The 22,640-nt window shown below is 63.0% G+C and carries 25 protein-coding genes; 16 read left to right on the forward strand and 9 right to left on the reverse strand.

What is annotated here, in order from left to right; genetic code table 11:
* Window positions 1–33: 33 nt before the first annotated feature.
* The 7 genes from GN300_RS19720 (at window position 34) to tuf (ending at window position 6,692) form a co-directional block, all read left to right on the forward strand.
* A complete protein-coding gene (locus GN300_RS19720) occupies window positions 34–645 on the forward strand; it encodes a TetR/AcrR family transcriptional regulator (protein WP_063314743.1) in 612 nt (203 codons plus the stop codon).
* A gap of 83 nt (window positions 646–728) precedes the next feature.
* Complete coding sequence (locus GN300_RS19725) at window positions 729–1,277, forward strand: DUF3558 domain-containing protein (protein ID WP_003941874.1); 549 nt, start codon at window positions 729–731, stop codon at window positions 1,275–1,277.
* Window positions 1,274–1,819 carry a DUF3558 domain-containing protein gene (locus GN300_RS19730; protein WP_003942022.1) on the forward strand — a complete coding sequence of 182 codons (546 nt, stop codon included), beginning with the start codon at window positions 1,274–1,276 and terminating at the stop codon, window positions 1,817–1,819. The genes GN300_RS19725 and GN300_RS19730 overlap by 4 nt, the downstream gene beginning before the upstream one ends.
* Before the next feature lie 409 nt (window positions 1,820–2,228).
* On the forward strand, window positions 2,229–2,603 hold the full coding sequence (gene rpsL, locus GN300_RS19735; protein WP_003941908.1) for a 30S ribosomal protein S12: 375 nt from the start codon (window positions 2,229–2,231) through the stop codon (window positions 2,601–2,603).
* A complete protein-coding gene (gene rpsG / locus GN300_RS19740; RefSeq protein WP_003941856.1) occupies window positions 2,603–3,073 on the forward strand; it encodes a 30S ribosomal protein S7 in 471 nt (156 codons plus the stop codon). Before rpsL ends, rpsG begins: the two co-directional genes overlap by 1 nt.
* A 200-nt stretch (window positions 3,074–3,273) precedes the next feature.
* A complete protein-coding gene (fusA, locus tag GN300_RS19745) occupies window positions 3,274–5,376 on the forward strand; it encodes an elongation factor G (RefSeq protein WP_007728394.1) in 2,103 nt (700 codons plus the stop codon).
* 125 nt (window positions 5,377–5,501) lie between these two features.
* Window positions 5,502–6,692: an elongation factor Tu gene (tuf, locus tag GN300_RS19750; protein WP_003941926.1), complete on the forward strand. Its 1,191-nt coding sequence runs from the start codon at window positions 5,502–5,504 to the stop codon at window positions 6,690–6,692.
* Window positions 6,693–6,828: 136 nt separating this feature from the next.
* Here the strand turns inward: tuf and GN300_RS19755 are convergent, their stop codons facing one another.
* From GN300_RS19755 to GN300_RS19775, 5 genes are read right to left on the reverse strand one after another with little or no spacing between them, the layout of a single operon-like run.
* A complete protein-coding gene (locus GN300_RS19755) occupies window positions 6,829–7,392 on the reverse strand; it encodes a hypothetical protein (protein ID WP_003942084.1) in 564 nt (187 codons plus the stop codon).
* Window positions 7,389–8,363, reverse strand: coding sequence for a DUF6286 domain-containing Asp23/Gls24 family envelope stress response protein (locus GN300_RS19760; protein WP_082845662.1), 975 nt, complete (start codon window positions 8,361–8,363; stop codon window positions 7,389–7,391). The genes GN300_RS19755 and GN300_RS19760 overlap by 4 nt, the downstream gene beginning before the upstream one ends.
* Complete coding sequence (locus GN300_RS19765; protein ID WP_003942043.1) at window positions 8,350–8,529, reverse strand: hypothetical protein; 180 nt, start codon at window positions 8,527–8,529, stop codon at window positions 8,350–8,352. The genes GN300_RS19760 and GN300_RS19765 overlap by 14 nt, the downstream gene beginning before the upstream one ends.
* Window position 8,530: 1 nt before the next feature.
* The gene (locus GN300_RS19770) at window positions 8,531–8,908 is read right to left on the reverse strand and encodes a hypothetical protein (RefSeq protein ID WP_003941945.1); all 378 of its coding nucleotides are present in this window, start codon (window positions 8,906–8,908) and stop codon (window positions 8,531–8,533) included.
* Window positions 8,905–9,372, reverse strand: a complete 468-nt coding sequence (locus GN300_RS19775; RefSeq protein ID WP_003941912.1) for an Asp23/Gls24 family envelope stress response protein — start codon at window positions 9,370–9,372, stop codon at window positions 8,905–8,907. The genes GN300_RS19770 and GN300_RS19775 overlap by 4 nt, the downstream gene beginning before the upstream one ends.
* 127 nt (window positions 9,373–9,499) lie before the next feature.
* Between GN300_RS19775 and GN300_RS19780 the strand changes: the two genes are divergently transcribed.
* Together GN300_RS19780 and GN300_RS19785 are read left to right on the forward strand one after the other, a co-directional pair.
* Complete coding sequence (locus tag GN300_RS19780; protein WP_232354234.1) at window positions 9,500–10,735, forward strand: NAD(P)/FAD-dependent oxidoreductase; 1,236 nt, start codon at window positions 9,500–9,502, stop codon at window positions 10,733–10,735.
* 42 nt (window positions 10,736–10,777) lie between these two features.
* Complete coding sequence (locus GN300_RS19785) at window positions 10,778–11,542, forward strand: glutamate racemase (protein ID WP_003941981.1); 765 nt, start codon at window positions 10,778–10,780, stop codon at window positions 11,540–11,542.
* Between the two features lie 95 nt (window positions 11,543–11,637).
* On the opposite strand, the gene GN300_RS19790 is transcribed toward GN300_RS19785, so the two are convergent.
* Entirely contained in the window at window positions 11,638–12,006 is a 369-nt protein-coding gene (locus tag GN300_RS19790; RefSeq protein WP_003941901.1) for an SPW repeat protein, read from the reverse strand.
* A 361-nt stretch (window positions 12,007–12,367) separates the two neighbouring features.
* On the opposite strand from GN300_RS19790, the gene GN300_RS19795 reads away from it, so the two are divergent.
* The gene (locus tag GN300_RS19795; RefSeq protein WP_063314741.1) at window positions 12,368–13,105 is read left to right on the forward strand and encodes a DNA alkylation repair protein; all 738 of its coding nucleotides are present in this window, start codon (window positions 12,368–12,370) and stop codon (window positions 13,103–13,105) included.
* A gap of 38 nt (window positions 13,106–13,143) precedes the next feature.
* Complete coding sequence (locus GN300_RS19800; protein ID WP_063314740.1) at window positions 13,144–14,460, forward strand: glycosyltransferase 87 family protein; 1,317 nt, start codon at window positions 13,144–13,146, stop codon at window positions 14,458–14,460.
* On the opposite strand, the gene GN300_RS19805 is transcribed toward GN300_RS19800, so the two are convergent.
* Window positions 14,432–15,487 (reverse strand): ferredoxin--NADP reductase, encoded by a 1,056-nt coding sequence (locus GN300_RS19805; RefSeq protein ID WP_003941851.1) that lies wholly within the window; start codon window positions 15,485–15,487, stop codon window positions 14,432–14,434. The two genes, GN300_RS19800 and GN300_RS19805, sit on opposite strands and share 29 nt — an antisense overlap.
* 361 nt (window positions 15,488–15,848) lie before the next feature.
* Here GN300_RS19805 and mdo point away from each other — a divergent pair, with 361 nt between their 5' ends.
* From mdo to GN300_RS19825, 4 genes are all read left to right on the forward strand, one after another.
* Window positions 15,849–17,123, forward strand: coding sequence for an NDMA-dependent methanol dehydrogenase (gene mdo / locus GN300_RS19810; RefSeq protein WP_003942095.1), 1,275 nt, complete (start codon window positions 15,849–15,851; stop codon window positions 17,121–17,123).
* Between the two features lie 86 nt (window positions 17,124–17,209).
* Window positions 17,210–18,292: a MoxR family ATPase gene (locus GN300_RS19815; protein WP_063314739.1), complete on the forward strand. Its 1,083-nt coding sequence runs from the start codon at window positions 17,210–17,212 to the stop codon at window positions 18,290–18,292.
* Window positions 18,289–19,812, forward strand: a complete 1,524-nt coding sequence (locus GN300_RS19820; protein ID WP_063314738.1) for a VWA domain-containing protein — start codon at window positions 18,289–18,291, stop codon at window positions 19,810–19,812. Before GN300_RS19815 ends, GN300_RS19820 begins: the two co-directional genes overlap by 4 nt.
* 56 nt (window positions 19,813–19,868) lie before the next feature.
* Window positions 19,869–20,216: a hypothetical protein gene (locus tag GN300_RS19825; RefSeq protein WP_063314737.1), complete on the forward strand. Its 348-nt coding sequence runs from the start codon at window positions 19,869–19,871 to the stop codon at window positions 20,214–20,216.
* Here the strand turns inward: GN300_RS19825 and GN300_RS19830 are convergent.
* Window positions 20,205–20,624 carry an RNHCP domain-containing protein gene (locus GN300_RS19830; RefSeq protein ID WP_054187804.1) on the reverse strand — a complete coding sequence of 140 codons (420 nt, stop codon included), beginning with the start codon at window positions 20,622–20,624 and terminating at the stop codon, window positions 20,205–20,207. The genes GN300_RS19825 and GN300_RS19830 overlap by 12 nt on opposite strands.
* An 11-nt stretch (window positions 20,625–20,635) precedes the next feature.
* Window positions 20,636–20,998 (reverse strand): RNHCP domain-containing protein, encoded by a 363-nt coding sequence (locus tag GN300_RS19835; protein ID WP_003941922.1) that lies wholly within the window; start codon window positions 20,996–20,998, stop codon window positions 20,636–20,638.
* A 435-nt stretch (window positions 20,999–21,433) separates the two neighbouring features.
* On the opposite strand from GN300_RS19835, the gene GN300_RS19840 reads away from it, so the two are divergent.
* Window positions 21,434–22,639 (forward strand): iron-containing alcohol dehydrogenase, encoded by a 1,206-nt coding sequence (locus GN300_RS19840; RefSeq protein ID WP_003942060.1) that lies wholly within the window; start codon window positions 21,434–21,436, stop codon window positions 22,637–22,639.
* Window position 22,640 lies beyond the last annotated feature (1 nt).

Consider the following 22,640-nt stretch of genomic DNA (forward strand, 5'->3'; position numbering starts at 1 on the left):
CTGGAACACAGAAGTAGAAGGGATGGCGGCGCGATGACTCGAGAGCCCAAGCAGGACCGAAGTCGAGTCACGCGCTCCCACCTGCTCGAAGTGACTGTGGAGTGTCTCGCCGAACTCGGGTGGAGCGCAACGACGATGAGCGTCGTCGCGCAGCGTGCCGGGGTGTCCAGAGGCGCGATGCAGCATCACTTCCCGACCCGCGAGGACCTCATCACCGCGGCGCTCGAGGTGATGTTCGACGCCCGGATGGATCAGGCACGAAAGGAATCGACCGACCTTCCGGTGGGTGCCGGACGAACCGAGGCGATCATTTCGCGGTTGGTGGAGTACTACACCGGGACTCTGTTCAAAGCAGCACTGCAGGTGTGGACGGCCGCTGCCTCCGACCCCGACCTGCGTGCCCGCGTACTGCCCCTCGAGGAACGATTCGGGCGCATCGCGCACCGCATGGCCGTCGAGAGTCTGGGTGTCGACGACTCCGACCCGGTGACGCACCGCTTGGTACAGGCGACCCTGGACCTGGCCCGCGGGCTGGGGCTGGCTGATGTCTTGACAGACGACTCGCGCCGACGCACCGAGGTGGTCAAACAGTGGGCGGCGCAATTGGATTCCACGCTTGTTCGGGTACCGGTGGCAACTACCTGAATCGGTAGCGGCGGGGCCGGCGCCGGTGCTCTCGACGCGCACGTGGCGTGTGTCGGGGGCCACCGAGAAGTACAGTCGGCTCCATGGCCGCACGCACTCTCACTTCGATCGGGACTTCGGTATTGGTCTCGGCTGCCGTGCTCTCGGCCGTGGTCGGCTGCAGCTCCGGCGACGGGTCCGTCGATCAGCCGGGCGACGGTGCGGGTTCGCAGGCACTCGCACCTACGGATCCGGGCCCGATGTTCGCCGAATGCGGCTCGGTGACCGACGAGGAAGTTGTCAACGCCTTCAATCTCGGCGCTTTTGCGACGACGACGCGCAACGGCGTCGGTTGCCAGTGGGAAGTCGCCGGTTCGAACGGCCCGAGCGTCAGTTTCTCCTGGTACCGCGGTAGCCCGATCGGCCGCGAACGGGCCGGGTCCGACCTGCTCGGACGTCCTGCCGACGACATCACGATCGGTGGACACCAGGGCTTCATCGCGTCCACGGCAGGTTCGTTGTGCGAGTTGGGTATCGCGTTCGGCGGAGACTTCGTGCACTGGTCGATCACCTACGGTTTGCTGCCACCGACCGCGGATCCATGCACGGTGGCGCGGGATCTGATGGAAAAAACAGTTTCGAGGGCACAGTGAAGTTCGAGGGCGCCGTGAAGCGCATAAGGATCGGACTCGCCTTGGCGGGGTCGCTGGTTCTGCTGACAGGCTGCGGCTCGGTGGTCACCGGGACTCCTCGTGCGGAGGGCAGCTACGGCGGTAGTGACAGCCAGGAATTCGCGAACGTCCTCCAAGAATGCGAAGCCGTCACCGACGAGCAGATCGCCGGCGCAGTGGGTGCCGACGCCGTCGGGCGTGGGTTCTTCGGCGCTATCTGCCGTTGGGACGGCATCGGAGCTGCGGGTCCGATCAAGATCACCTTCAACTGGTTCGAGACGGGCACCCTCGATCACGAGCGCGCTGCATTCGAGCACCTGGGATACGTGGTGGCGAAAATCGACATCAACGGCAGTGGCGGGTACCAGGTTCGCCAGCCGGCCGATCCGCAGAGCTGCGGGGTGAGCGCGAGCGCACCGGCCGGGGGAGTGTTCGGTTGGTGGGTCACCGAGCCGCAAGGCGGCGCGGATCCGTGCGAGGCTGCGGCAAAGCTCGGCGCGTTGACGTTGAACCGCAGCATCTGATCGCGACCGGTCCGGCTGCGTGGTCTGAGTGTGCAGCCAGAGTCTCTGGTCAGAGCGTGAGGTCACTATCACCGTGGCCTCGCTTTGACCTCGTGGCGCGCCGACAGGTATCGTTATGGGTCGTGTCCGGCATGCCCGGGCCGATCTGTGTGCCTAGCTAGGTATTGCCGTGCGCGCGTTCGAGCAGAAACTGCTGATGAACGAGCATCCGGCTGCCTGTGTGGGGGTATGCGACACGCCCGACCTCGGGGGCAGTGCGCGGCATGAAAGTGCTGAGTACAGACTCTGAGGTGGGTGAGGAGCAGCAGCTCTCTTGCTCCAACTGCTAGATCCCTAATTTCAGAACAGCCACGTTTTCGAACGGCCCGAGTTCGCTCGAGCAGTCTGTTCGTCACAAGAAAGCCGGTAAATGCCAACCATCAACCAGCTGGTCCGCAAGGGTCGCCGCGACAAGACCGCCAAGGTCAAGACGGCAGCCCTCAAGGGCAGCCCGCAGCGTCGTGGCGTGTGCACTCGCGTGTACACCACCACCCCCAAGAAGCCGAACTCCGCGCTCCGTAAGGTCGCACGTGTTCGCCTCACGACTTCGGTCGAGGTCACCGCGTACATCCCCGGTGAAGGTCACAACCTTCAGGAGCACTCCATGGTGCTCGTCCGTGGCGGTCGTGTGAAGGACCTCCCGGGTGTCCGTTACAAGATCATCCGCGGCTCCCTCGACACCCAGGGTGTCAAGGGTCGCAAGCAGGCACGCAGCCGCTACGGCGCCAAGAAGGAGAAGAGCTAATGCCACGTAAGGGCCCCGCTCCGAAGCGCCCGCTCATCAACGACCCGGTTTACGGTTCCCCGTTGGTGACGCAGCTCGTCAACAAGATCCTGCTGGACGGCAAGAAGTCCACCGCAGAGCGAATCGTGTACCAGGCTCTCGAGCAGGCACGCGAGAAGACCGGCACCGATCCGGTCGTCACCCTCAAGCGCGCCCTGGACAACGTCAAGCCTGCACTCGAGGTTCGTAGCCGCCGCGTCGGTGGCGCTACCTACCAGGTGCCGGTCGAGGTTCGCCCCGGTCGTTCCACCACGCTGGCACTGCGCTGGCTGGTCACCTTCTCGCGTGCACGTCGTGAGAAGACCATGGTCGAGCGTCTCGCCAACGAGCTCCTCGATGCCAGCAATGGCCTCGGTGCAGCTGTGAAGCGTCGCGAAGACACTCACAAGATGGCCGAAGCCAACAAGGCATTCGCCCACTACCGCTGGTGATGTAAAGCGTCGGAGCAACTGCCATCGGGTGGGGCTCCGACGCTTGTCGCCGTTGGCGGCCTGATCATCGCGACGGATTCCGGACGCAGGTGGCCAGGTTCGCCTCGGCAGAGACATAATTGAAAGACCATGGCCCTGACGGTGGAACACACCGATAAGGCCGACACCCGAAAACCAAGCAACGAGCGGGGAAGAAACCTGTGGCACAGGAAGTGCTGACTGACCTGAACAAGGTCCGCAACATCGGCATCATGGCGCACATCGATGCCGGCAAGACCACCACCACCGAGCGCATCCTGTTCTACACCGGTGTCAATTACAAGATCGGTGAGACGCACGACGGTGCGTCGACGACGGACTGGATGGAGCAGGAGAAGGAACGCGGCATCACGATCACGTCTGCCGCCGTGACTTGCTTCTGGAACAACAACCAGATCAACATCATCGACACCCCCGGCCACGTCGACTTCACAGTCGAGGTGGAGCGGTCGCTGCGCGTGCTCGACGGCGCAGTTGCTGTCTTCGACGGTAAAGAGGGTGTCGAGCCGCAGTCCGAGCAGGTTTGGCGTCAGGCTGCCAAGTACGACGTTCCGCGCATCTGCTTCGTCAACAAGATGGACAAGATGGGCGCGGACTTCTACTTCACAGTCCAGACCATCATCGACCGCTTGGGCGCGAAGCCGCTCGTTCTCCAGCTGCCCATCGGCGCTGAGGACGACTTCGACGGCGTCGTCGACCTGGTCGAGATGAAGGCCATCACCTGGCGCGGCGTGGTCCCGACGGGAACCGCTCCGACCATCGAGGAGATCCCCGCGGATCTCGTCGAGAAGGCTGCCGAGTACCGCGAGAAGCTGCTCGAGACGGTTGCAGAGTCCGACGAAGCTCTCATGGAGAAGTACTTCGGCGGCGAAGAGCTCACCATCGAGGAGATCAAGGGCGCCATCCGCAAGATGACGGTCGCCTCCGAGCTGTACCCGGTTCTCTGTGGCTCCGCGTTCAAGAACAAGGGCGTTCAGCCCATGCTCGACGCTGTCATCGACTACCTTCCGAACCCGCTGGACATCGGCGAGGTTATCGGCCACAAGCTCGGTGACGAAGAAGTAGAGATCACTCGCAAGCCGAGCAAGGACGAGCCGTTCTCGGCTCTCGCCTTCAAGATCGCTGCTCACCCGTTCTTCGGCAAGCTGACCTTCGTCCGCGTGTACTCGGGTCGTATCGATCCGGGTGCTCAGGTGCTCAACGCAACCAAGGGCAAGAAGGAGCGCATCGGAAAGCTCTTCCAGATGCACGCCAACAAGGAGAACCCGGTAGACGAGGCCGTAGCCGGCCACATCTACGCAATGATCGGCCTCAAGGACACCACCACCGGTGACACCTTGTGCGATCAGGCGAGCCCCATCGTCCTCGAGTCGATGTCGTTCCCCGCGCCGGTCATCCAGGTCTCCATCGAGCCCAAGACCAAGTCCGACCAGGAAAAGCTGGGCGTCGCGATCCAGAAGCTCGCCGAAGAGGACCCGACCTTCTCGGTCGAGCTCGACGAAGAGACCGGTCAGACCGTCATCGGCGGTATGGGCGAGCTCCACCTCGACATCCTCGTCGACCGCATGCGTCGCGAGTTCAAGGTCGAGGCGAACGTCGGTAAGCCGCAGGTTGCGTACCGCGAGACCATCACCAAGAAGGTCGAGAAGCACGACTACACCCACAAGAAGCAGACGGGTGGCTCGGGCCAGTTCGCAAAGGTCATCATCGCTCTGGAGCCTTTCGTGGGCGAAGACGGTGCTACCTACGAGTTCGAGAACAAGGTCTCCGGCGGACGTATCCCGCGCGAGTACATCCCCTCCGTGGATGCCGGTGCGCAGGACGCGATGCAGTACGGTGTTCTCGCCGGCTACCCGCTCGTGAACCTGAAGCTGTCGCTGCTCGATGGTGCTTACCACGACGTCGACTCCTCGGAAATGGCGTTCAAGGTTGCCGGTTCGCAGGCACTGAAGGAAGCCGCCCGCAAGGCCGGCCCCGTCATTCTCGAGCCGCTCATGGCTGTCGAGGTCACAACGCCCGAGGAGTACATGGGCGACGTGATCGGCGACCTCAACTCCCGCCGTGGCCAGATCCAGGCCATGGAGGAACGCAGTGGTGCCCGTGTCGTGAAGGCGCTGGTTCCGCTCTCGGAGATGTTCGGTTACATCGGTGACCTGCGGTCGAAGACCCAGGGCCGAGCGAACTTCTCCATGGTGTTCGATTCCTACGCAGAGGTTCCCGCGAACGTCTCGAAGGAAATCATCGCCAAGGCGACGGGCGAGTAAGCACAGCGAGCTCCCCAGCCCGCGCCGGCAAGTAACCTCGGTTTCTTCCGGCACGAAGCACGACCTAGTAACAACCAACCGCACTGCTGCATACGGCAAGCAACAACAGTCCAGGAGGACACAAAGTGGCGAAGGCGAAGTTCGAGCGGACGAAGCCGCACGTGAACATCGGCACCATTGGTCACGTCGACCACGGCAAGACCACGACGACGGCGGCCATCACCAAGGTTCTCGCGGATGCATTCCCCGACCTGAACGAGGCTTCGGCCTTCGATCAGATCGACAAGGCTCCCGAGGAAAAGGCTCGTGGCATCACGATCAACATCTCGCATGTTGAGTACCAGACGGAAAAGCGCCACTACGCGCACGTCGATGCACCGGGTCACGCCGACTACATCAAGAACATGATCACGGGCGCAGCTCAGATGGACGGCGCTATCCTCGTCGTCGCAGCTACCGACGGCCCGATGCCCCAGACGCGCGAGCATGTCCTGCTCGCTCGCCAGGTTGGCGTTCCTTACATCCTCGTCGCCCTGAACAAGGCCGACATGGTTGACGACGACGAGATCCTCGAGCTCGTCGAGATGGAGGTCCGCGAACTGCTGGCCGCTCAGGAATTCGACGAGGAAGCCCCCGTCATTCCGATCTCGGCACTCAAGGCACTCGAGGGTGACCCGAAGTGGACGCAGTCCATTCTCGACCTGATGGCTGCTGTCGACGAGTCCATCCCGGACCCGATTCGTGAGACCGAGAAGCCCTTCCTCATGCCCGTCGAGGACGTCTTCACGATCACCGGCCGTGGCACCGTTGTCACCGGTCGTATCGAGCGTGGCGTTGTCAACGTCAACGAAGAGGTCGAGATCGTCGGCATCAAGGAAACCTCGACCAAGACCACGGTCACGGGTATCGAGATGTTCCGCAAGCTGCTCGACTCGGGCCAGGCCGGCGACAACGTCGGACTGCTCGTTCGTGGCATCAAGCGCGAAGATGTCGAGCGTGGACAGGTTGTCGTCAAGCCGGGCACCACGACTCCCCACACGGAGTTCGAGGGCCAGGCATACATCCTGTCGAAGGACGAGGGCGGCCGCCACACCCCGTTCTTCAACAACTACCGCCCGCAGTTCTACTTCCGTACCACGGACGTTACGGGCGTCGTGACGCTGCCTGAGGGCACCGAGATGGTCATGCCCGGTGACAACACCGAGATGTCCGTCAAGCTGATCCAGCCTGTCGCCATGGACGAGGGCCTGCGCTTCGCAATTCGCGAAGGCGGCCGTACGGTCGGCGCCGGCAAGGTTGCCAAGATCATCAAGTGAGACTCTTGTCTCGCTAGCTGATTCACAGCACTGAAAAGGCGCTCATTCCCTTCGGGGAGTGAGCGCCTTTTCTGTGTCTGTGATCGAGTGGCCTGTGATCGAGTGTTCGGTGATCGGGTGCCTGCGTGCTTCTTACTTACTTGTTGGCTTCCACCCTGTCGAGGTGCAGCAGAACCTGTACTGCGACGGTTGAGCCGTCGAGGCTGCGCCTGGTTGCGCCGGCGATGCGTTCGGCCGAAGCGGTGAATCCGGCGACGTCGATCGACGGATCTGCAGTGACGACAATCGACAGCGTCGGCAGTCCGCGATCGACCGTCGCTTTGCTCTTGGTGCTCCGCACGCCGGTCAGCTGAGCGAGTTCGGCCGCTACGCCGTCTGCGACGGGTCCGAGATCCACGCTGACGTCGGTACCGGATTCGTTGTGCCGCAATGTGACTGCGCTTGTACGGCGCCGGCGAAGGTTCAGGTACAACAGCCCGAAACCGGCGAAGACACAGAGGACGAAGGTGCCCGACAGTACCCAGTGCCACCACGGCTCCTCCGGAAGGCCGAAGAGGACCTCCCGATCGAGGCGTGACACCCAGGTTCGAATCAGCGACGCGCCCGCGTCCCACGCGATGGCGTATGCGCCCGCCGCGAGGAGTGCGATTCCGACGATGAGGACGATGATCCGATCGACCGCGGAGATCCAACGGTTCACGAGGCGTCCTTTCGTCGTACTACAGTTTCTCGCACGACAACCGAAAGTTGCAGTGGCCGCTGCAGTATCGCGAGGTGGGGCCGAACCGCCGCGTCGACGGCTGCGGCAAGTTCAACTCGATCGCCACCGGTCGATTCGATGTGGACCTTGACGTGTTTACGGTCGACGCTGGTGTGAGCCGAGCCGACGCCGGGAACGACCGCTGCGTGGCTACTGCACAGACGTGCAATGTCAGTCGGCCGCATCCACACCGTCGATGCGCTCGGGTTCCCGAGTGGGACATGGGTTTTCGCACGGCGTTTGATCGCCGACATTATCAGGACAACACCCGCGACAACGGCAGCGATCGCCACCGGAAGTAGCCACGGTTGCCAGTGCAGACGAGACGTCCACTCCACGGAGTTTCGGATCCAGGGTGCCGATTCGAAAGTTTCACGGTTGATGAACCATTCGCGCGAGACGACGAAGGCGAGTGCGAGTAGACCACACGCGATGACGACGGCCGAAACCGCGGCCGCCGGGTTCGCAGAGGGGACCCGCGGCGGAATCGGATCCGAGAGTGCCTGCTGTGCCGGGCCCTCCGCGATCTCGACGCCGGAAACACAGGAGTCGTCAGAACCCTCGGTTGCCGCGATCATCACGTTCATGTCGTGGAGTGGAAGCCCGGTCAGCGATTCGACGCTGCGTCCGACTTCCGTTCGCACCCGGCCGGTCAACTCGGTGACCGAACACGGCCAGGACACGGCGAGGAAGAGATTGATCGCGACGGCGTCGCTACCCATCGAGATGTCGGCTCGCGGAAGGTCGCGTCCGGTCAGGCGGGTCAAGCCACCGGACTGGCGGACCACCCCCGGGACGTTCACCGCTGCGGCCGTGGCGATCTTGGCCATCGCACGGTCCTTGATGACCAAGGAGCCGCGTAGGCCAGGATCGTCCGCTGCGCTGGGATCGGACGACTCAGCCACGGCCACGGCTTCGGAGGATCGCGCCGAGGTCGAGATGTCCGTCGCGGTGTGCTCCGATCGCCATACCGGCGGCGCCGAGCAGGACTGCGAAGACGAAACCGCTGAACCCACCCATGATTCCGGCGAGTGCGAGGAGCAGACCGACCAGCAGTCCGACGGTGGTGCTGTTCATGTCAGTTCCCTTCTCGAATGTTCGGTGCAATGTCTGTGACGGTGGCAGGCTCGGTGACTGCATTTTCGGAATCAACGGGTAGATATCCCGCTGTCGACAGGTCGCCGACGGTCACGTTCACCGGTACGTCGACCAATCTCGCCACCACCGCTCGTACGCGTTCGGCGACGCTGCGAACGTCTGCCGGATAGTGAACGGAAATGTGTACAGCACAGGAGTTTTCGTCGACGACGACGCCGGTGATGCGGCGTCCGGGGAGGTAGGTTCCCACTTCGCCGAACTGTCCTCCGTGCAGATCTGCCACTTCCGGGATGGCAAGAACCGCGTCGGCGACTACCTCGGCCGCGTCGATCTCGCGGCCGGCGTCGGCGGTACTCACTGAACCCTCGGCTTGGCTTCCGGATCGGTACTGCCGCCGCTCTCTGCATCCTCGAAGAGCATGACGTCGAAGACGGTGATGTTGACCTCGGTGACCTCGAGACCCGTCATGCTTTCCACTGCGGCAATGACGTTGCGGCGGATACCTACCGCCAGTTCGTGGAGTGCGACGCCGTACTCGGCGACAATGCCGATGTCGATGGCGGCTTGTTTCTCGCCTACCTCCACCGCCACGCCCTGGGCATGGTTGACGCGGGCGCCCGGTATGCGGTCGCGAAGTGCCCCCACCGCACGCGCTGTGCCCCCGCCGACGTCGTACACGCCGTTGATCTCGCGGGTCGCGATACCGGCGATCTTGGCGACCACGGCGTCGGCGATGATCGTCTTACCCTGGGTGCTGACTAGTTCCGCGCCACCGTCGGCGCCGAATCGGACGCTGTTCTTTTCACTGGAATCGCTGGTCATGGGGGCTCCCTGCTCATGTGTCAGTGCGTGCGTCTGAAGTACCTCCAACTGTAGTGACTGGTAGGTGACCATGCGGGATGCACCACACCTACTCCGGCATTTGGTATGGCAGAGTCGGAGGCAAATAGTGACGGCGTTCATAGTGAGCGCTGCAAGTGACGTGGGTCGGACAGGGTGGTACGTGGTGGCACGGATAGTGATCGTGGGTGCGGGTTTGTCGGGACTGCGGACCGTCGAGGAACTGCGACGAGCTGGTTTCGAAGGTGAATTGACGCTCGCGGGTGGGGAAACGCATCTGCCCTACGACAGGCCTCCGTTGTCGAAGGAAGTGATCCGCGGCGACAAGGACGAGACGACCTTGCGTCCGGCCGAGTTCTACGTCGAGAACAAGGTCGATCTCAAGCTCGGTTCGCCGGCAACCTCGGTGGACACGGTCGCCAAGTCGGTGGCGTTCGCCGACGGATCCACCCTGGACTACGACGAGTTGGTCATCGCGACCGGACTGACTCCGCGTCGCATCTCCGGCCTTCCGGAGTTATCCGGAGTGCACGTTCTGCGCTCCATCGAGGAAGCGTTGGCCCTCCGCGCCGACCTTGCTCCCGGTAAGCGTGCGCTGATCGTCGGGGCCGGCTTCATCGGCTGCGAACTGGCCGCGAGCATGAAGTCTCACGGCGTCGACGTCGTGTTGCTCGAACCCCAGCCGACGCCGCTGGCGTCGGTGCTCGGCCCCACCGTCGGCGCCCTCGTCGAACGTCTGCATCGGAACGAGGGCATCGACGTCCGAGTCGGTACGGGCTTGACCTCGTTGTCCGGCGACGGAGCGGTTGCCGCTGCGACCTTGAGCGACGGTTCGGAAATCCCGGTCGACGTGGTCGCGATCGGAGTCGGTTCGGTGCCGGTCACGGAATGGCTCGACGGTTCGGGGATCGAACTCGACAACGGAGTGCTCTGCGACGGCGTCGGCCGCACCAGCACCGAACACGTCTGGGCGGTCGGCGACGTCGCGTCCTGGCAGATCGGAGATCGACGCAAGCGTGTCGAACACTGGACCAATGCTGGGGACCAGGCCAAGATCCTGGCGGGAGCGATCACCGGAACGGGTGATCCGGATGCGCCGGCGCAGGTTCCGTACTTCTGGAGCGATCAGTACGACGTCAAGATCCAGGCATTGGGGACCGTCGCACCCACGGACACCGTTCACATCGTGAAGGACGACGGCCGAAAGTTCGTCGCATACTACGAGCGCGACGGTGTGCTGGCAGCTGTCGTCGGCGGCGGTAGCGCGGGAGCTGTGATGAAGATGCGCGCGAAGATCGCAGCCGGCACGCCCATCTCGGACGTGTTGGAGTCCACACCGGCCTGAACGGATGAGGCAGGACCGGTACCGAGACGATAGATTTGTGCGGTGATCGTTGCACTCATCGACTCGGGACTGGGCCTGCTCCCTACCTCTGCGTGGCTCAGACGCCTGCGCCCGGATCTCGATCTTGTGCTGTCCCTCGATCCGGACGGCGCCCCCTGGGGGCCCAAGCCCGAGCCGTGGGTCGTCGACCGGGTACTCGGTGCGGTGCGGCGGAGCCTCGATCGTGGGGCTCAGGTCATCGTTCTTCCATGCAATACCGCGAGCGTCACCGCTCTCCCACACGTCCGCGAACTGGTCGGACCGGGTGTGCCGGTCATCGGAACGGTGCCCGCGATCAAGCCCGCGGCCGCCGCGTGCGATTCAGTGGCGATCTGGGCTACCGCCGCGACGACTGCCAGCCGGTACCAAGCCGATCTGATCGAACAGTTCGGCAACGGCGCCAAGGTCGTCGGGGTGCCGTGCCACGGCCTGGCCGATTCGATAGACCTCGGTGATCGTGCAGCCGCACTTGCAGCCATCGAATCCGCAGTGGCCCGGACGCCGGACGACGTCAACGGCGTTGTCCTCGGCTGCACGCACTACCCACTGCTCGCGGACGAAATCGCAGCGCGGCTACCCGCCGGCGTCACACTCTTCGACAGTGCCGAAGCCGTTGCACGACAGACCCTGCGGCGGATCGACGGGCTCGGTGACGCGGGTGAAGGATCGGGAACCGTCGAGGTTTTCGTGAGTGGACGTCCGGGCGCGCTACCGCCCAGCGCCGAAGCCTTCGACGCCGGGCGGTTGTTGGGCGCGATCAAAGCCTGATCCAGCCTGCAGCCAGCCATTCATCAATGGGCAGCTTCTCCGCTCCGTCAATGGGCGGCTACTCCGCTCTGTCAATGGGCGGCTACTCCGCTCCGTCAATGTGCGGCTACGCCGCCGTGACCCCCGTGATGCATCCGCGCACTCATCACCGGCATCGCACTCACCGCGACCACAACGGTCAGGACCCCGACCACCCAGGCCGTCCACGACGCACCGCGTAGAGCGTCGAAGCTCATGACCCAGGGTGAAATGAACATCAAGACGCCGAAAACGCCCATCGCGTAATCCGCCATGGCCATGTCCGGACGTGCCATGTGCGCCAGACCCGACAGTGCAACCAGGACACCCAGGACGACGAGTGACCACATTGCCCGATCGGTGGTGTCGAGCCACATCGGCGAGAGAGCCGCAAAGACGCCGAGAACCACCGCGACGGCATCTTGCATTCGATTCCACGACTTCATGACGAGACCTCCAAAGACGAGAGTGTGTCCACCTGTAGTACACGCCCGCGGCAGATCGAGATCAACTCTCCGCCAATTGCATTCGCGTTGCAGTTAGAGGCGATGTGGAGGCTCGAATATCAAGATTTGTGACTATTCGTCCGGATTGCCACGAGCCCGCGCGGAGCGCTGGCCGCGATATGTCCCGAGAGTGCCATGAGGGTGAGAGTGGTGAATGCGATAGCGGCGGTGATCATGGGTGGTCCTTTCACTGACTGTCCTCGAGTGTCGTCTGCCGACCTGTGGCCGAGCAGGGCACACGGTGTGAGGACGCTGAGAGAATCGAAGAGTCCGCACAGACGACCCGTGAGAAGGTTCTGGGGTGACGCAATCGAGTGCCCAGGACGTGATCGAACAGTTGGCCGACCTCGCGGATCCCGCGGATGCCGTCCAGCTACAGAAGTTCTTCAAGACAGCGCCGGGGGAGTACGGCGAGGGTGACGTCTTCATCGGCGTGCGAGTACCGAAGACGCGTTCGGTGGTGAAGAAGCATGTCGGTCTCGAGTTGTCTCAGGTACGCCTCCTTCTCGACAGCGACGTCCACGAGCATCGCTTGGCCGGTCTGTTGATCCTTGTTGCTCGATTCGAAAAGGTCAGTCGCCCAAAATTTTTCGACGACGAGAGTCGCTCCCGCATCGCCGACTTCTATCTCAGCGCTGTCGAGGACGGGCGGGTGAACAATTGGGATCTCGTGGATTCGTCCGCCGGACAGATCCTCGGCGGCTGGCTGTACGACCGAGATCGCCGGCTGATCTTCGAGCTTTCCGATTCGGGTGACCTGTGGCGACGACGGGTGGCGCTGCTGACGACTTACGGATTCATCACTCGCGGCGACGGGTCGACCACGCTCGAGCTTGCCGCGCGGGTGCTGGGTGATCGACGAGACCTGACCCAGAAAGCGATGGGCTGGATGCTCCGCGAGGTGGGCAAGCGGGTGGACCGGGATTTGTTGACCGGTTTCCTCGCGAAGAATGCAGCAGACATGGGACGCACGGCACTGAGCTACGCGTGCGAACACCTGACCGCAGACGAGCGAGCGCACTTCCGGGCGGCCCGCTAGCGAAGTACCGCTCGGTAGGTTGTGGGACGATTCTCGGTATGCCCGCCACCCGTGTCGAGGCGTCTCGAATTGTGACGATCGGTTCACTGATCGCTGCCGGCGTCGCAGCTCTGTGTTATCTCGTGTACTCCGTTCGAGCCGTCGAACCCGTTGATTTTCTCGTCTACCGCTACGCTGCCCAGGCGTTCGCAGCGGGATCGAACATCTACGAGGGCAATCTGTCCGGCCCGTTGATCGTCGAAGAGGGTATGCCGTTCACCTACACCCCATTCGCGGTGATCTTCCTCTGGCCGACTGTCCTCTTCGACTGGTGGACTGCCTATCTGCTGTGGTCGGGATTGTGCATCGCGGCGTTGGTGTGGACGGTTGCGAGGTTCACTCCCGCTCGCGTCCCCAAGCGGCCGCTCGTCATGGCGGCATTGGTCCTGGCCGTGTCGGTGACGCCCATCGTCAGTGCGCACATCTCATTCGGCCAGGTGAACTTGGTGCTGATGGTGCTCGTACTGCTCGACGTGACTCGCCGAGAGGATTCGAGATTCGGCCGGTGGTTTCCGCGAGGACTGCTGATTGGCGTCGCGGCCGCGATCAAGCTGACTCCGGCTCTCTTCATCGTCTACTTCGTCGTCACGAAGCAGTGGCGACTCGCGATCTGGAGTTCGATCGGATTTGCCGCGGCGACCGCCGTCGCAGCAGTGGTGGACCCGGCCGTCAGCTGGACCTTCTGGTCGGACGTCGTCTGGAACCTCAGCGACCGGGTGGATTTGAGCGGGCAGGCGATCGCGAGTGCCGGCAACAGTTCGCTGCAGGGCGGACTTGCCGCGCTGGGCCCATGGACAGCGTCTCTGGCGATGCCGTCGACCGTGCTGTGCGCGGGGGTAGCGCTATGGATCGCCCGAGATGTCTATCGCGTCGGGCGAGCGGTCGATGCGGCGTTGGTGATCGGATTGAGCGCGCCGATTCTTTCGCCGATCAGCTGGATTCACCACTGGGTGTATCTCGTGCCTGCTGCCGTCACGGTTCTCTTTCGGCTTCGATCGCCGCTGCAGTTCGGTGCGGCCGCTCTGGGGTTGGCCATCGTCTACTGCGGGCCGAGTATGGGACAGCAGTTCATCGAGACGTCGCCGCTCCTGCTGCCGTTCGGGTTGCTCCTTCGTGAGGGTTTCCTGATCGTGACCCTCGCACTGATTCTTGCGCTGTGGCGGTTGCCCACAACGGCGCCGGTGTGGGTTTCGCGGCGGGACTCGGAAGATGACTCGGGAGACTCCGAACATGACAAAGCCCCCGATTCCGCAGGGAATCAGGGGCCGTCATGCATCGAGGCAGGGTTCAGAACTCGATCTTCAGGTGATCGGTGATCGGCTTCGCCTGGCAACCGAGGATGTAGCCGTTCGCCACGTCCTCGGCGTCGAGGATTTCGGAGTTGTCCATCTGAACTTCGCCTTCGGTGACGGTGCAGGCACACGACCCGCACTCGCCTTCCTGGCAGGAGTACGGCACGTCGAGGCCCTTGGCGAGCATGATGTCGACGAGCGTCTGCTTGCGCGGCCAGACGAGGGTGTGGGTTTCACCGTCCAGTTCGACCTCGACGGTTGCGGCGTCGGCTGCTTCCTCGTCGGAGACCTCGGCTACCTCGACGTCACGGAACGGGTCACCCGCGAGTGAATTGAAGACCTCGGCGTGAACCTGCGTGCGGGGCATGCCGGCCTCTGCCAGTGCCTTGTGGACGGCGTCCATGAAGGGGCCTGGACCGCACATGAAGGCCTCGTACGCGACAAATGGCTTGGCCAGTGTCGCCAACTGTGAGACGGCGGGGAGTCCCTGCACGGTTTCGATCCAGTGGACAACGGTGAGGCGGCCGGGGTGTTGCGCTGCCAATTCGCGAAGTTCGGCGCCGAAGATGACGGACTTCTCGTCGCGGTTCGCGTAGATCAGCACGACGTTGCCGCTGCCCTGCGTGAGGGCGGACTTGAGGATCGAGATCACCGGAGTGATACCGCTGCCTGCACCGAAGAGCAGGAAGTCGTGATCGAGCGACTTGGGCGTGAAGACACCTGACGGCGGCAGCACTTCGATGGTGTCGCCGACCTGGAGCTTGTCGCACAACCAGTTGGAGCCGTAGCCGTCGACGGTTCGCTTGACGGTCACCTTGGGGGCGTCGTCGGTGAAGGGTGAACTGGCCAGCGAGTAGCAGCGTGCGACCGAGCCGGTCTGATCACTCGGGATGCGCAGGGTCAGGAATTGACCTGGCTTGTAGTCGAACTTGTCCTTCAGTTCTGCGGGAATCTCGAACACCAGCGACCGGGCGTCGGAAGTCTCTTCGATGACTCCGGACACGGTGAGTACCGCCGATCGCGAGCTGTGCGGTACCTCGACTGTCGTCATCGCGAAGCTAGTCCTCTCGTGAAGCTGGGTAAAGCGCAGGTCAGTGAAGTGCAACATCTAGAACGTGTTCTAGTTCAATGTTAGCAGTGATGAAAAGCTACTGGGGATCGTAGTCGCCGAGCAACACGTTCCCGATCAGCGGGAACCACGGCGGTCTGATCCAGCCGTCCTGGCAGTCCGGGGTGGCGTCGACCTGCCCGAACGGGCGGTTCGTGAGCGGCGTCCGGGCGGTTGAGCTGCCGAAGTCTGTGCACGGGCTGTTTGTCGGTACACAGTGGGAACCAGGTGAGACGCCGGTCACAAAGATTCGGCTCGAATCCCTCCCGCAGTCACATTCGTGCACATCCCTGAGGAGATACCGATGGCTATCGAGCTCAACCAGATCTGGGACTTTCCCATCAAGGAGTTCCACCCCTTCCCTCGCGCCCTGATGGGTGTGGGCGCTCACGACATCATCGGGGTGGAGGCCAAGAACCTCGGCTTCAAGCGCACCCTTCTGATGACGACCGGTCTGCGCGGTTCGGGCATCATCGAGGAACTCGTCGGCAAGATCGAGTACCAGGGTGTCGAGGTCGTGCTCTACGACAAGGTCGAGTCGAATCCCAAGGACTACAACGTCATGGAGGCCGCGGCTCTCTACCAGAAGGAGAAGTGCGACTCGATCATCTCGATCGGCGGTGGTTCGAGCCACGACGCCGCCAAGGGCGCTCGCGTCGTGATCGCACACGACGGTCGCAACATCAACGAGTTCGAGGGCTTCGCCAAGTCCACCAACAAGGAGAACCCGCCCCATATCGCCGTATCCACCACGGCCGGAACGGGTTCCGAGACGTCGTGGGCGTACGTCATCACCGACACGTCGGACATGAACAACCCACACAAGTGGGTGGGCTTCGACGAGGCGACCATCGTCACCCTGGCGATCGACGATCCGCTGCTCTACTACACCTGCCCTCAGCATTTCACCGCGTACTGCGGCTTCGACGTACTCGCGCACGGCAGTGAGCCTTTCGTGTCTCGTCTCGATTTCGCGCCTTCGCTCGGTAACGCGATCTACTCGGTCGAGTTGGTCGCGAAGAACCTGCGCGAGGCCGTCTTCGAGCCGCGCAACCTCAAGGCCCGCGAGGGAATGATGAACGCGCAGTACATTGCCGGGCAGGCCTTCAACTCCGGTGGCCTCGGCATCGTTCACTCGATCTCGCACGCGGTCAGTGCCTTCTTCGACAGCCACCACGGTCTGAACAACGCAATCGCGTTGCCGCGTGTGTGGGAGTACAACCTGCCTTCGCGCTACGAGCGCTACGCCCAGTTGGCCGGCGCACTCGGTGTCGACACTCGCAACCTCACCACGGTTCAGGCCGCAGATGCTGCCGTCGAGGCTGCCATCCGTCTGGCCAAGGACGTCGGTATCCCCGACAACTTCGGTCAGGTTCGCACCGACTCGTACGCGAAGAACCAGATGAACACCAAGAAGTACGAGGGCCGTGGTGATGTCATCAAGGGTGACGAGAAGACTGTGCGCGCCATCTCCGAGCACATTCAGGACGACTGGTGCACCCCGGGCAATCCCCGTGAGGTCACCGTGGAGTCGATGATCCCGGTTGTCGATCACGCGATCAACAAGTCGTACTTCTAGCAGGGCCTTCGGCCCCGTGCGCCTTTTTGGTAGCCCGCACTACCAAAAAGGCGCACATGGGCTGTGCCCCTATCGAAAGGTATTCCATGTCCGGTCGCAGTTTCTCCAGCGGAATCGAAGTGAAAGATGCTCTGCGAGAGCAGGACTACATTGCCGATGACGAGTTCGCGGTAGTCGTTCATCTGGCGACGGCGTTGGGGCGTCCGCTCCTGCTCGAAGGTCCGGCCGGTGTCGGCAAGACGGAACTGGCGAAGTCTCTGGCTGCGATCGGGGGCCGCAAACTGGTGCGATTGCAGTGCTACGAAGGGCTGGACGACAATCGCGCCCTGTACGAATGGGACTACGCGAAGCAACTCCTGCACGTGCAGATGCTCCGCGACCGGATCAGCGATCAGGTTTCCGAATTCGACAGCGTCGCCGAAGCGTCCAAGTTTCTGGCCGATCAGGATTTCGGTTTGTACTCCGAGAACTTCCTGTCCGTACGACCGCTGCTCGAAGCAATCCTCTCACCCGATCCGGTAGTGCTTCTGGTCGACGAGGTAGACCGCACCGAGGAATCGATGGAAGCACTGCTCCTCGAAATTCTCGCCGAACAGCAGATCACCATTCCCGAGGTCGGTACGTTCGTTGCCCGCTCGCAGCCCTGGGTCATCCTGACGTCCAACGACACCCGCGAGCTCTCACCCGCACTCAAGCGTCGTTGTCTGCATTACCATCTCGGCTATCCGACATCGGAGCGTGAACGCGAGATCGTCACGGCCCGAGCGCCGGAGGTGGATTCGGCTACGGCCACCGAGGTTGTCGAATTGGCTCGCATCTTGCGTGATCTCCCGCTGCGCAAGAGCCCGTCCATCTCGGAGGTCATCGACGCGGCCAGAGCGGCAACAGTGCTCGCGGCCGGCGGATTCGACACCGCTTCCGACGCCAAGGTGCGCGACATCCTGCTCACGGCGTTGCTCAAGTACTCGTCCGATGTGACGCTGGCCAAGGAACGATTCGACGGAAAGCGTCTCGAATCACCGTCGCGTGACGGCGGCGAGCCGATCGAGCGGTCCACGGTGGCAAGCAAACCCGCCAACACGACGACGGCCGTGTTCCGGGGCACGGGTGGACGTGACCCTCATCAACAGGGAATCCGCGGCGGCAGCGGAATCCGTTCGACGCGATGACGACGCTCGGTGGCCTTGCCGTGTGGCAACCGTCGTTTGTTCTCGACGTGGTGTCCGCGAGTTTCGGCCGATTGCTGAGGGCGGCCGGAGTTTCCGCGTCACCGGCCGAGGTCATCGAGGTTCGGCGTGTTCTCGCGATGGTCGGCGCTTCGGATCGTGAGACGTTGCGAGCATGTCTTCGGGCAGTGTGCGCCAAGTACTCTTACGAGCAGGCCGGTTTCGATCGGGCGTTCGACGCGCTGTTCCGGCCGGCCGCAGGCAAAGCGCACGGCGAGCGGATGGGTTCGCGCGCCGAGGTGGCGGACGGTCTGCCCACCGCGCTGGGGATCGACGAGGATCAAGAAGTTGGTCGGTACGCCGAGTACAACGAGCGTGCGGCCGAGGTCGGCGACTACTTCGACACTCCGGAAGCGGAGAAGGGCTTCAACCCGCACAAGGACGACGACGATGTGTCGATGACGTCGAGCGATGCCGAACTGTCGGTCGATACCGGTTCGGAGACCGGTCGACGCGGAGTCAGTTACACGGTCGACGTGGACCGTGCAGCATCGGCGGTGGTCGGTGACCTGAGCACCAGTGTTGCTGCAGCAGTGGTCGGCTCGCTGTCCTGGGACGATCCGACGTCGATCCTCGCCTGGTTGGATGCCTACGACCCGAGCAAAGCGTATGCAGATGTCTCCGACGACGGGCCGTTGACGCAAGCACAATTGAACCGGCTCGTCGAGGCGGTCGAAGCGTTCGTGCAAGCACTCTCGGCAGCTGCACTCGCCGAAACCGCTCCCGATGCGCCCGACAGTGAATCTGCCGCGGGCGCAACGCACAACGACATCGAACTCGCGTGCCACGAAGTGCTTCGGCGGATGAGAGGACCGTCCAGACCGCGGCCCCGTGAGCGCTCTCGTGGGCATCTCGACATGCGGCGCACGGTGCGTTCGAGCCTGCGCACCGACGGGATACCCTTCCATCTCGTCGTGAAAGCTCCTCGCCCCGATCGTGTTCGACTACTTCTCATCGCCGACGTGTCGCTGTCCGTGCGCCCCATCACCGCGTTCACTCTGCGCTTGGCTCAGGCAATGCATCGCCGAGCAGATCGTTGTGAAGTCCTCGCCTTCGTCGATCGTCCGGTCGACGTGACCGACACCCTTCTCGCCAGTAGTGGTGACGGCGCACTGGCCGCGGTACTCGCGCACCCGGGTCTGGATCTGGAAGCCAGCAGCGATTACGGGCGGGTGCTCACAGAATTGTTGGACGAGCACGGAAACACCTTGAACTCACGGACGTCTGTCATCATCGTGGGCGACGGTCGGTGCAACGGGTTGCCCCCGCAGGCGGACAAGCTCGAGGAACTCCGCCGAAAGGTCCACCGTCTGGCCTGGATCACGCCTGAACCACAGCGTTACTGGAACCAGGCATCGTGCGCGATGCCGGAGTATTCGGAGATCTGCGACGAGGTTGTTGTTGCCCGAGATGCCGCGCAACTGATGGCAAAGGCCGCCGAGCTGGGGCACGCACTTCGCTGATGTCAGTGCACTTCACCGATGTCACTGCGCGATCTGTCGTGAACTAGTTTGATCTCATGTCCGAAATCAGGGGATCGATCTGGCGACCGATCGCGGCGCTGACAGTGCTCGGCGCCGTGTGTGGGGTTGTGGCGCTCGGCGTGTTTCAGTGGTGGTGGAAGTCGTTGGCGTCACCGCACATTCTCACCGGAGGATCTTATCGGGAGCCGTTTTCCGAACCGACATACACCGGACCCATATTCATGGACCTCTTTCCGGCAGAACCTGCCCCGTGGTTGTACTCGGGACTGGTCCTCGGACCGACTGTGGTCGGCGTGCTCGCCGGGATCGTGTTCGTGGTCTTCGTCCGGTGTAATCGTGCGCAGAACCGCGCGAGTACACCGGACGAATCATCAGAGCGCTAGCAACGCGCGCGAGCGCAGGCGGGGGTCTGCCAACGGACGTAGCGCCAAGCGCAGCAGGACCAAGACGTTGTCGTCGCCGGCAATCCTGTTGACTTTCAACGTATTGCACTCGACACACTGGTGAACGAGCATCCATTCACCGTCTTGACGGACCGACAGGCACAGCGCCGCCATGGCACCTCGGCACTGTTGTGCTCGGTCGCCCGGAACGCGACCGTCCACGTGGCGGCTGGCCAGACAGTTCGGGCAGTGGTTCCGATGAGCGGTACCCGGCGCCGCAGTGGAGATGTCCAAACGGCATGTGAGACAACGGAAGCTCGATCCTTGTTCTCCGCCGATTCCGTGCAGTACGTGCTTGGCCCGTTGCGGTGCCCGCCGCGCGCGGGTGCTGGGATTCCTACGTGGCATCTGATTCCCCCTCACAAGTCGCCGAAGGCTTCGAGCGGGAAGGGCGGTTGCGCGAGCGGTCGCACTGCCATTCTCATCAACAACAACTGGTTGTCGTCTCGGCTGACGGGGTTGGAGGTGAGCTCGAGGCACTGTGCGCAGCGGTGGATGATCATCCAATCGCCACTGCGCAGTACTGCGATCGAAATGGGAGCCATCCGCATTCCGCAGTCCGACGGTCCACCTTCCACCTGGTCGAACAGGTGTCGGGAATGCAGGCAACTGGGGCAGTGGTTTCGGCGATCACCATCGGGGCCGTAGGTCATGACTGTGAGTCCGCACTGAATGCACGAGAAGGTGTCGGTTTTCGAGATGGAATTGTGTGATTGAGGCACTGGAGAACTCCTAGCTGAGTGAACAAAGCAGTAGGAGCAGGCCGAGGGGGCCTCGCGGCTGTCAGTCCGACGTTTCGAGGATCAGCATGTGACCCTCGAGGTTGCCGGCAGTGCAGGGGCGGGAGGCGCGCTCGGCGCGGGCTGGGTCATAAACACCTTCTGAATCGGTTCTACGGGCCACTCTGGCCGCAACCGAAAGTACAGCGGGACCTTCTCGCCGCGCCATTCATTTTCCCGAGACGCCTTACCTGCCCGAACGGGTAGGTAAGCGCCTCTCCTTCGGTGGGTGTGCCCCGACTGCTGTCCGCGTAGGCTCGGGGCCAGCGATTGTAAGGTGGATCACACCAGTTTGTGCACGTGGGAGTTGATGCGCTGAGAGCGACGGATGCGAAATCCCGACCGGAGATCTCAGAGCAGCGAGAGGAGAGTGGGGTCGTGTCCGTGGCATACCCGGATGCTGTGAACCACGGTGTTCATCGCCGCGGCACTGCTGCTCGACTGGTCAAATTTCACGCCCCCGAGATCGTCTTCGGTATCGGTTCCCTGGTCGAGGCAGCACACGCGACTCTGAGGTTCGGCGGGTTCCGGCCATTCCTGGTCACCGATCCCGGTCTGATCGACGCGGGGTGGGTCAGCGAACTCGAAGACCATCTCACGGAGCAGGGATTGACGGCGACGGTGTGGTCAGGGCTGACGCCCAATCCCAAGGACTTCGAGATCGCGGCCGGTTTCGAGGTGTACCAGGAAGGCGAGTGTGACGTCATCATCGCGCTCGGCGGCGGTTCGGTCATCGACGCGGCTAAAGGTGTAGCCGTCCTCGCTGCCAACGGTGGCAACATACTCGACTACGAGGGGGTAGATCAGGCGACCAAACCGATCCCGCCGTTGGTGATGGTTCCCACCACGTCCGGCACGGGCGCGGACGTGTCGCAGTTCTGCATCGTCACGGACACGACCCGCGGCACCAAGATCACCATCATCGGCCGGGCGCTGGTTCCAGATGTGACGGTCATCGATCCGCGGTTGCTCACGACGATGCCCGAGTGGCTCAATGCGGCAACAGGATTGGACGCACTGACGCACGGAATCGAAGCCTTCGTCTCACTGGCGCACAATCCGTTGACCGATCATCACGCGCTCCGCGCTGTCGGCCTCGTGACCGAGAATCTGGTGCACACGATCCAGGACCCGATGGAGATGGAAGCTCGATCGGTGATGGCGCAGGCGAGCCTCGAGGCCGGGTTGGCGTTCACCAACGCGATACTCGGAGCCGCGCACGCCATGAGCCATCAGGTGGGCGGCATGCTCGACCTTCCGCACGGCGTCATCAACGGAATTCTCTTGCCCCACGTCATCCGGTTCAATTCCACCACGGACGCCGCCCCCTTTGTCGCCATCGCTGCGGCACTGAGTCTTCCCGAGCAGCGCGGCACCCCGGAGGAAGCAGCGCTGGCGGTGGCCGACCGTGTCGAACGTCTCGCCCGGGAGGTCGGTGTGCCGAAGGGGCTGGGGGAGTTGGGTGTTCGAGAGGAAGACCTCAGTCGACTTGCCAGCTTCGCGTTACTCGACGCCTGCATGTCCACCAATCCCAGGGAAGCGACGCAGGAACAGATGGTGGCGTTGTTCCGAGGTGCCTTGTGAA

Origin of the sequence: Rhodococcus sp. Ni2 (genome assembly GCF_021352185.1) — a bacterium.
GTDB classification, from domain to species: Bacteria; Actinomycetota; Actinomycetes; order Mycobacteriales; family Mycobacteriaceae; genus Rhodococcus_F; species Rhodococcus_F qingshengii.

Excerpts from the sequence above, each read along its gene's own strand:
- GN300_RS19720 (WP_063314743.1), top strand. The coding sequence starts at position 34 with ATGACTCGAGAGCCCAAGCAGGACCGAAGTCGAGTCACGCGCTCCCAC.
- GN300_RS19725 (WP_003941874.1), top strand. The coding sequence starts at position 729 with ATGGCCGCACGCACTCTCACTTCGATCGGGACTTCGGTATTGGTCTCG.
- rpsL (WP_003941908.1), top strand. The coding sequence starts at position 2,229 with ATGCCAACCATCAACCAGCTGGTCCGCAAGGGTCGCCGCGACAAGACC.
- rpsG (WP_003941856.1), top strand. The coding sequence starts at position 2,603 with ATGCCACGTAAGGGCCCCGCTCCGAAGCGCCCGCTCATCAACGACCCG.
- GN300_RS19765 (WP_003942043.1), bottom strand. The coding sequence starts at position 8,529 with ATGAACAGCACCACCGTCGGACTGCTGGTCGGTCTGCTCCTCGCACTC.
- GN300_RS19775 (WP_003941912.1), bottom strand. The coding sequence starts at position 9,372 with ATGACCAGCGATTCCAGTGAAAAGAACAGCGTCCGATTCGGCGCCGAC.
- GN300_RS19790 (WP_003941901.1), bottom strand. The coding sequence starts at position 12,006 with ATGAAGTCGTGGAATCGAATGCAAGATGCCGTCGCGGTGGTTCTCGGC.
- GN300_RS19800 (WP_063314740.1), top strand. The coding sequence starts at position 13,144 with ATGCCCGCCACCCGTGTCGAGGCGTCTCGAATTGTGACGATCGGTTCA.
- GN300_RS19805 (WP_003941851.1), bottom strand. The coding sequence starts at position 15,487 with ATGACGACAGTCGAGGTACCGCACAGCTCGCGATCGGCGGTACTCACC.
- mdo (WP_003942095.1), top strand. The coding sequence starts at position 15,849 with ATGGCTATCGAGCTCAACCAGATCTGGGACTTTCCCATCAAGGAGTTC.
- GN300_RS19815 (WP_063314739.1), top strand. The coding sequence starts at position 17,210 with ATGTCCGGTCGCAGTTTCTCCAGCGGAATCGAAGTGAAAGATGCTCTG.
- GN300_RS19820 (WP_063314738.1), top strand. The coding sequence starts at position 18,289 with ATGACGACGCTCGGTGGCCTTGCCGTGTGGCAACCGTCGTTTGTTCTC.
- GN300_RS19825 (WP_063314737.1), top strand. The coding sequence starts at position 19,869 with ATGTCCGAAATCAGGGGATCGATCTGGCGACCGATCGCGGCGCTGACA.
- GN300_RS19830 (WP_054187804.1), bottom strand. The coding sequence starts at position 20,624 with ATGCCACGTAGGAATCCCAGCACCCGCGCGCGGCGGGCACCGCAACGG.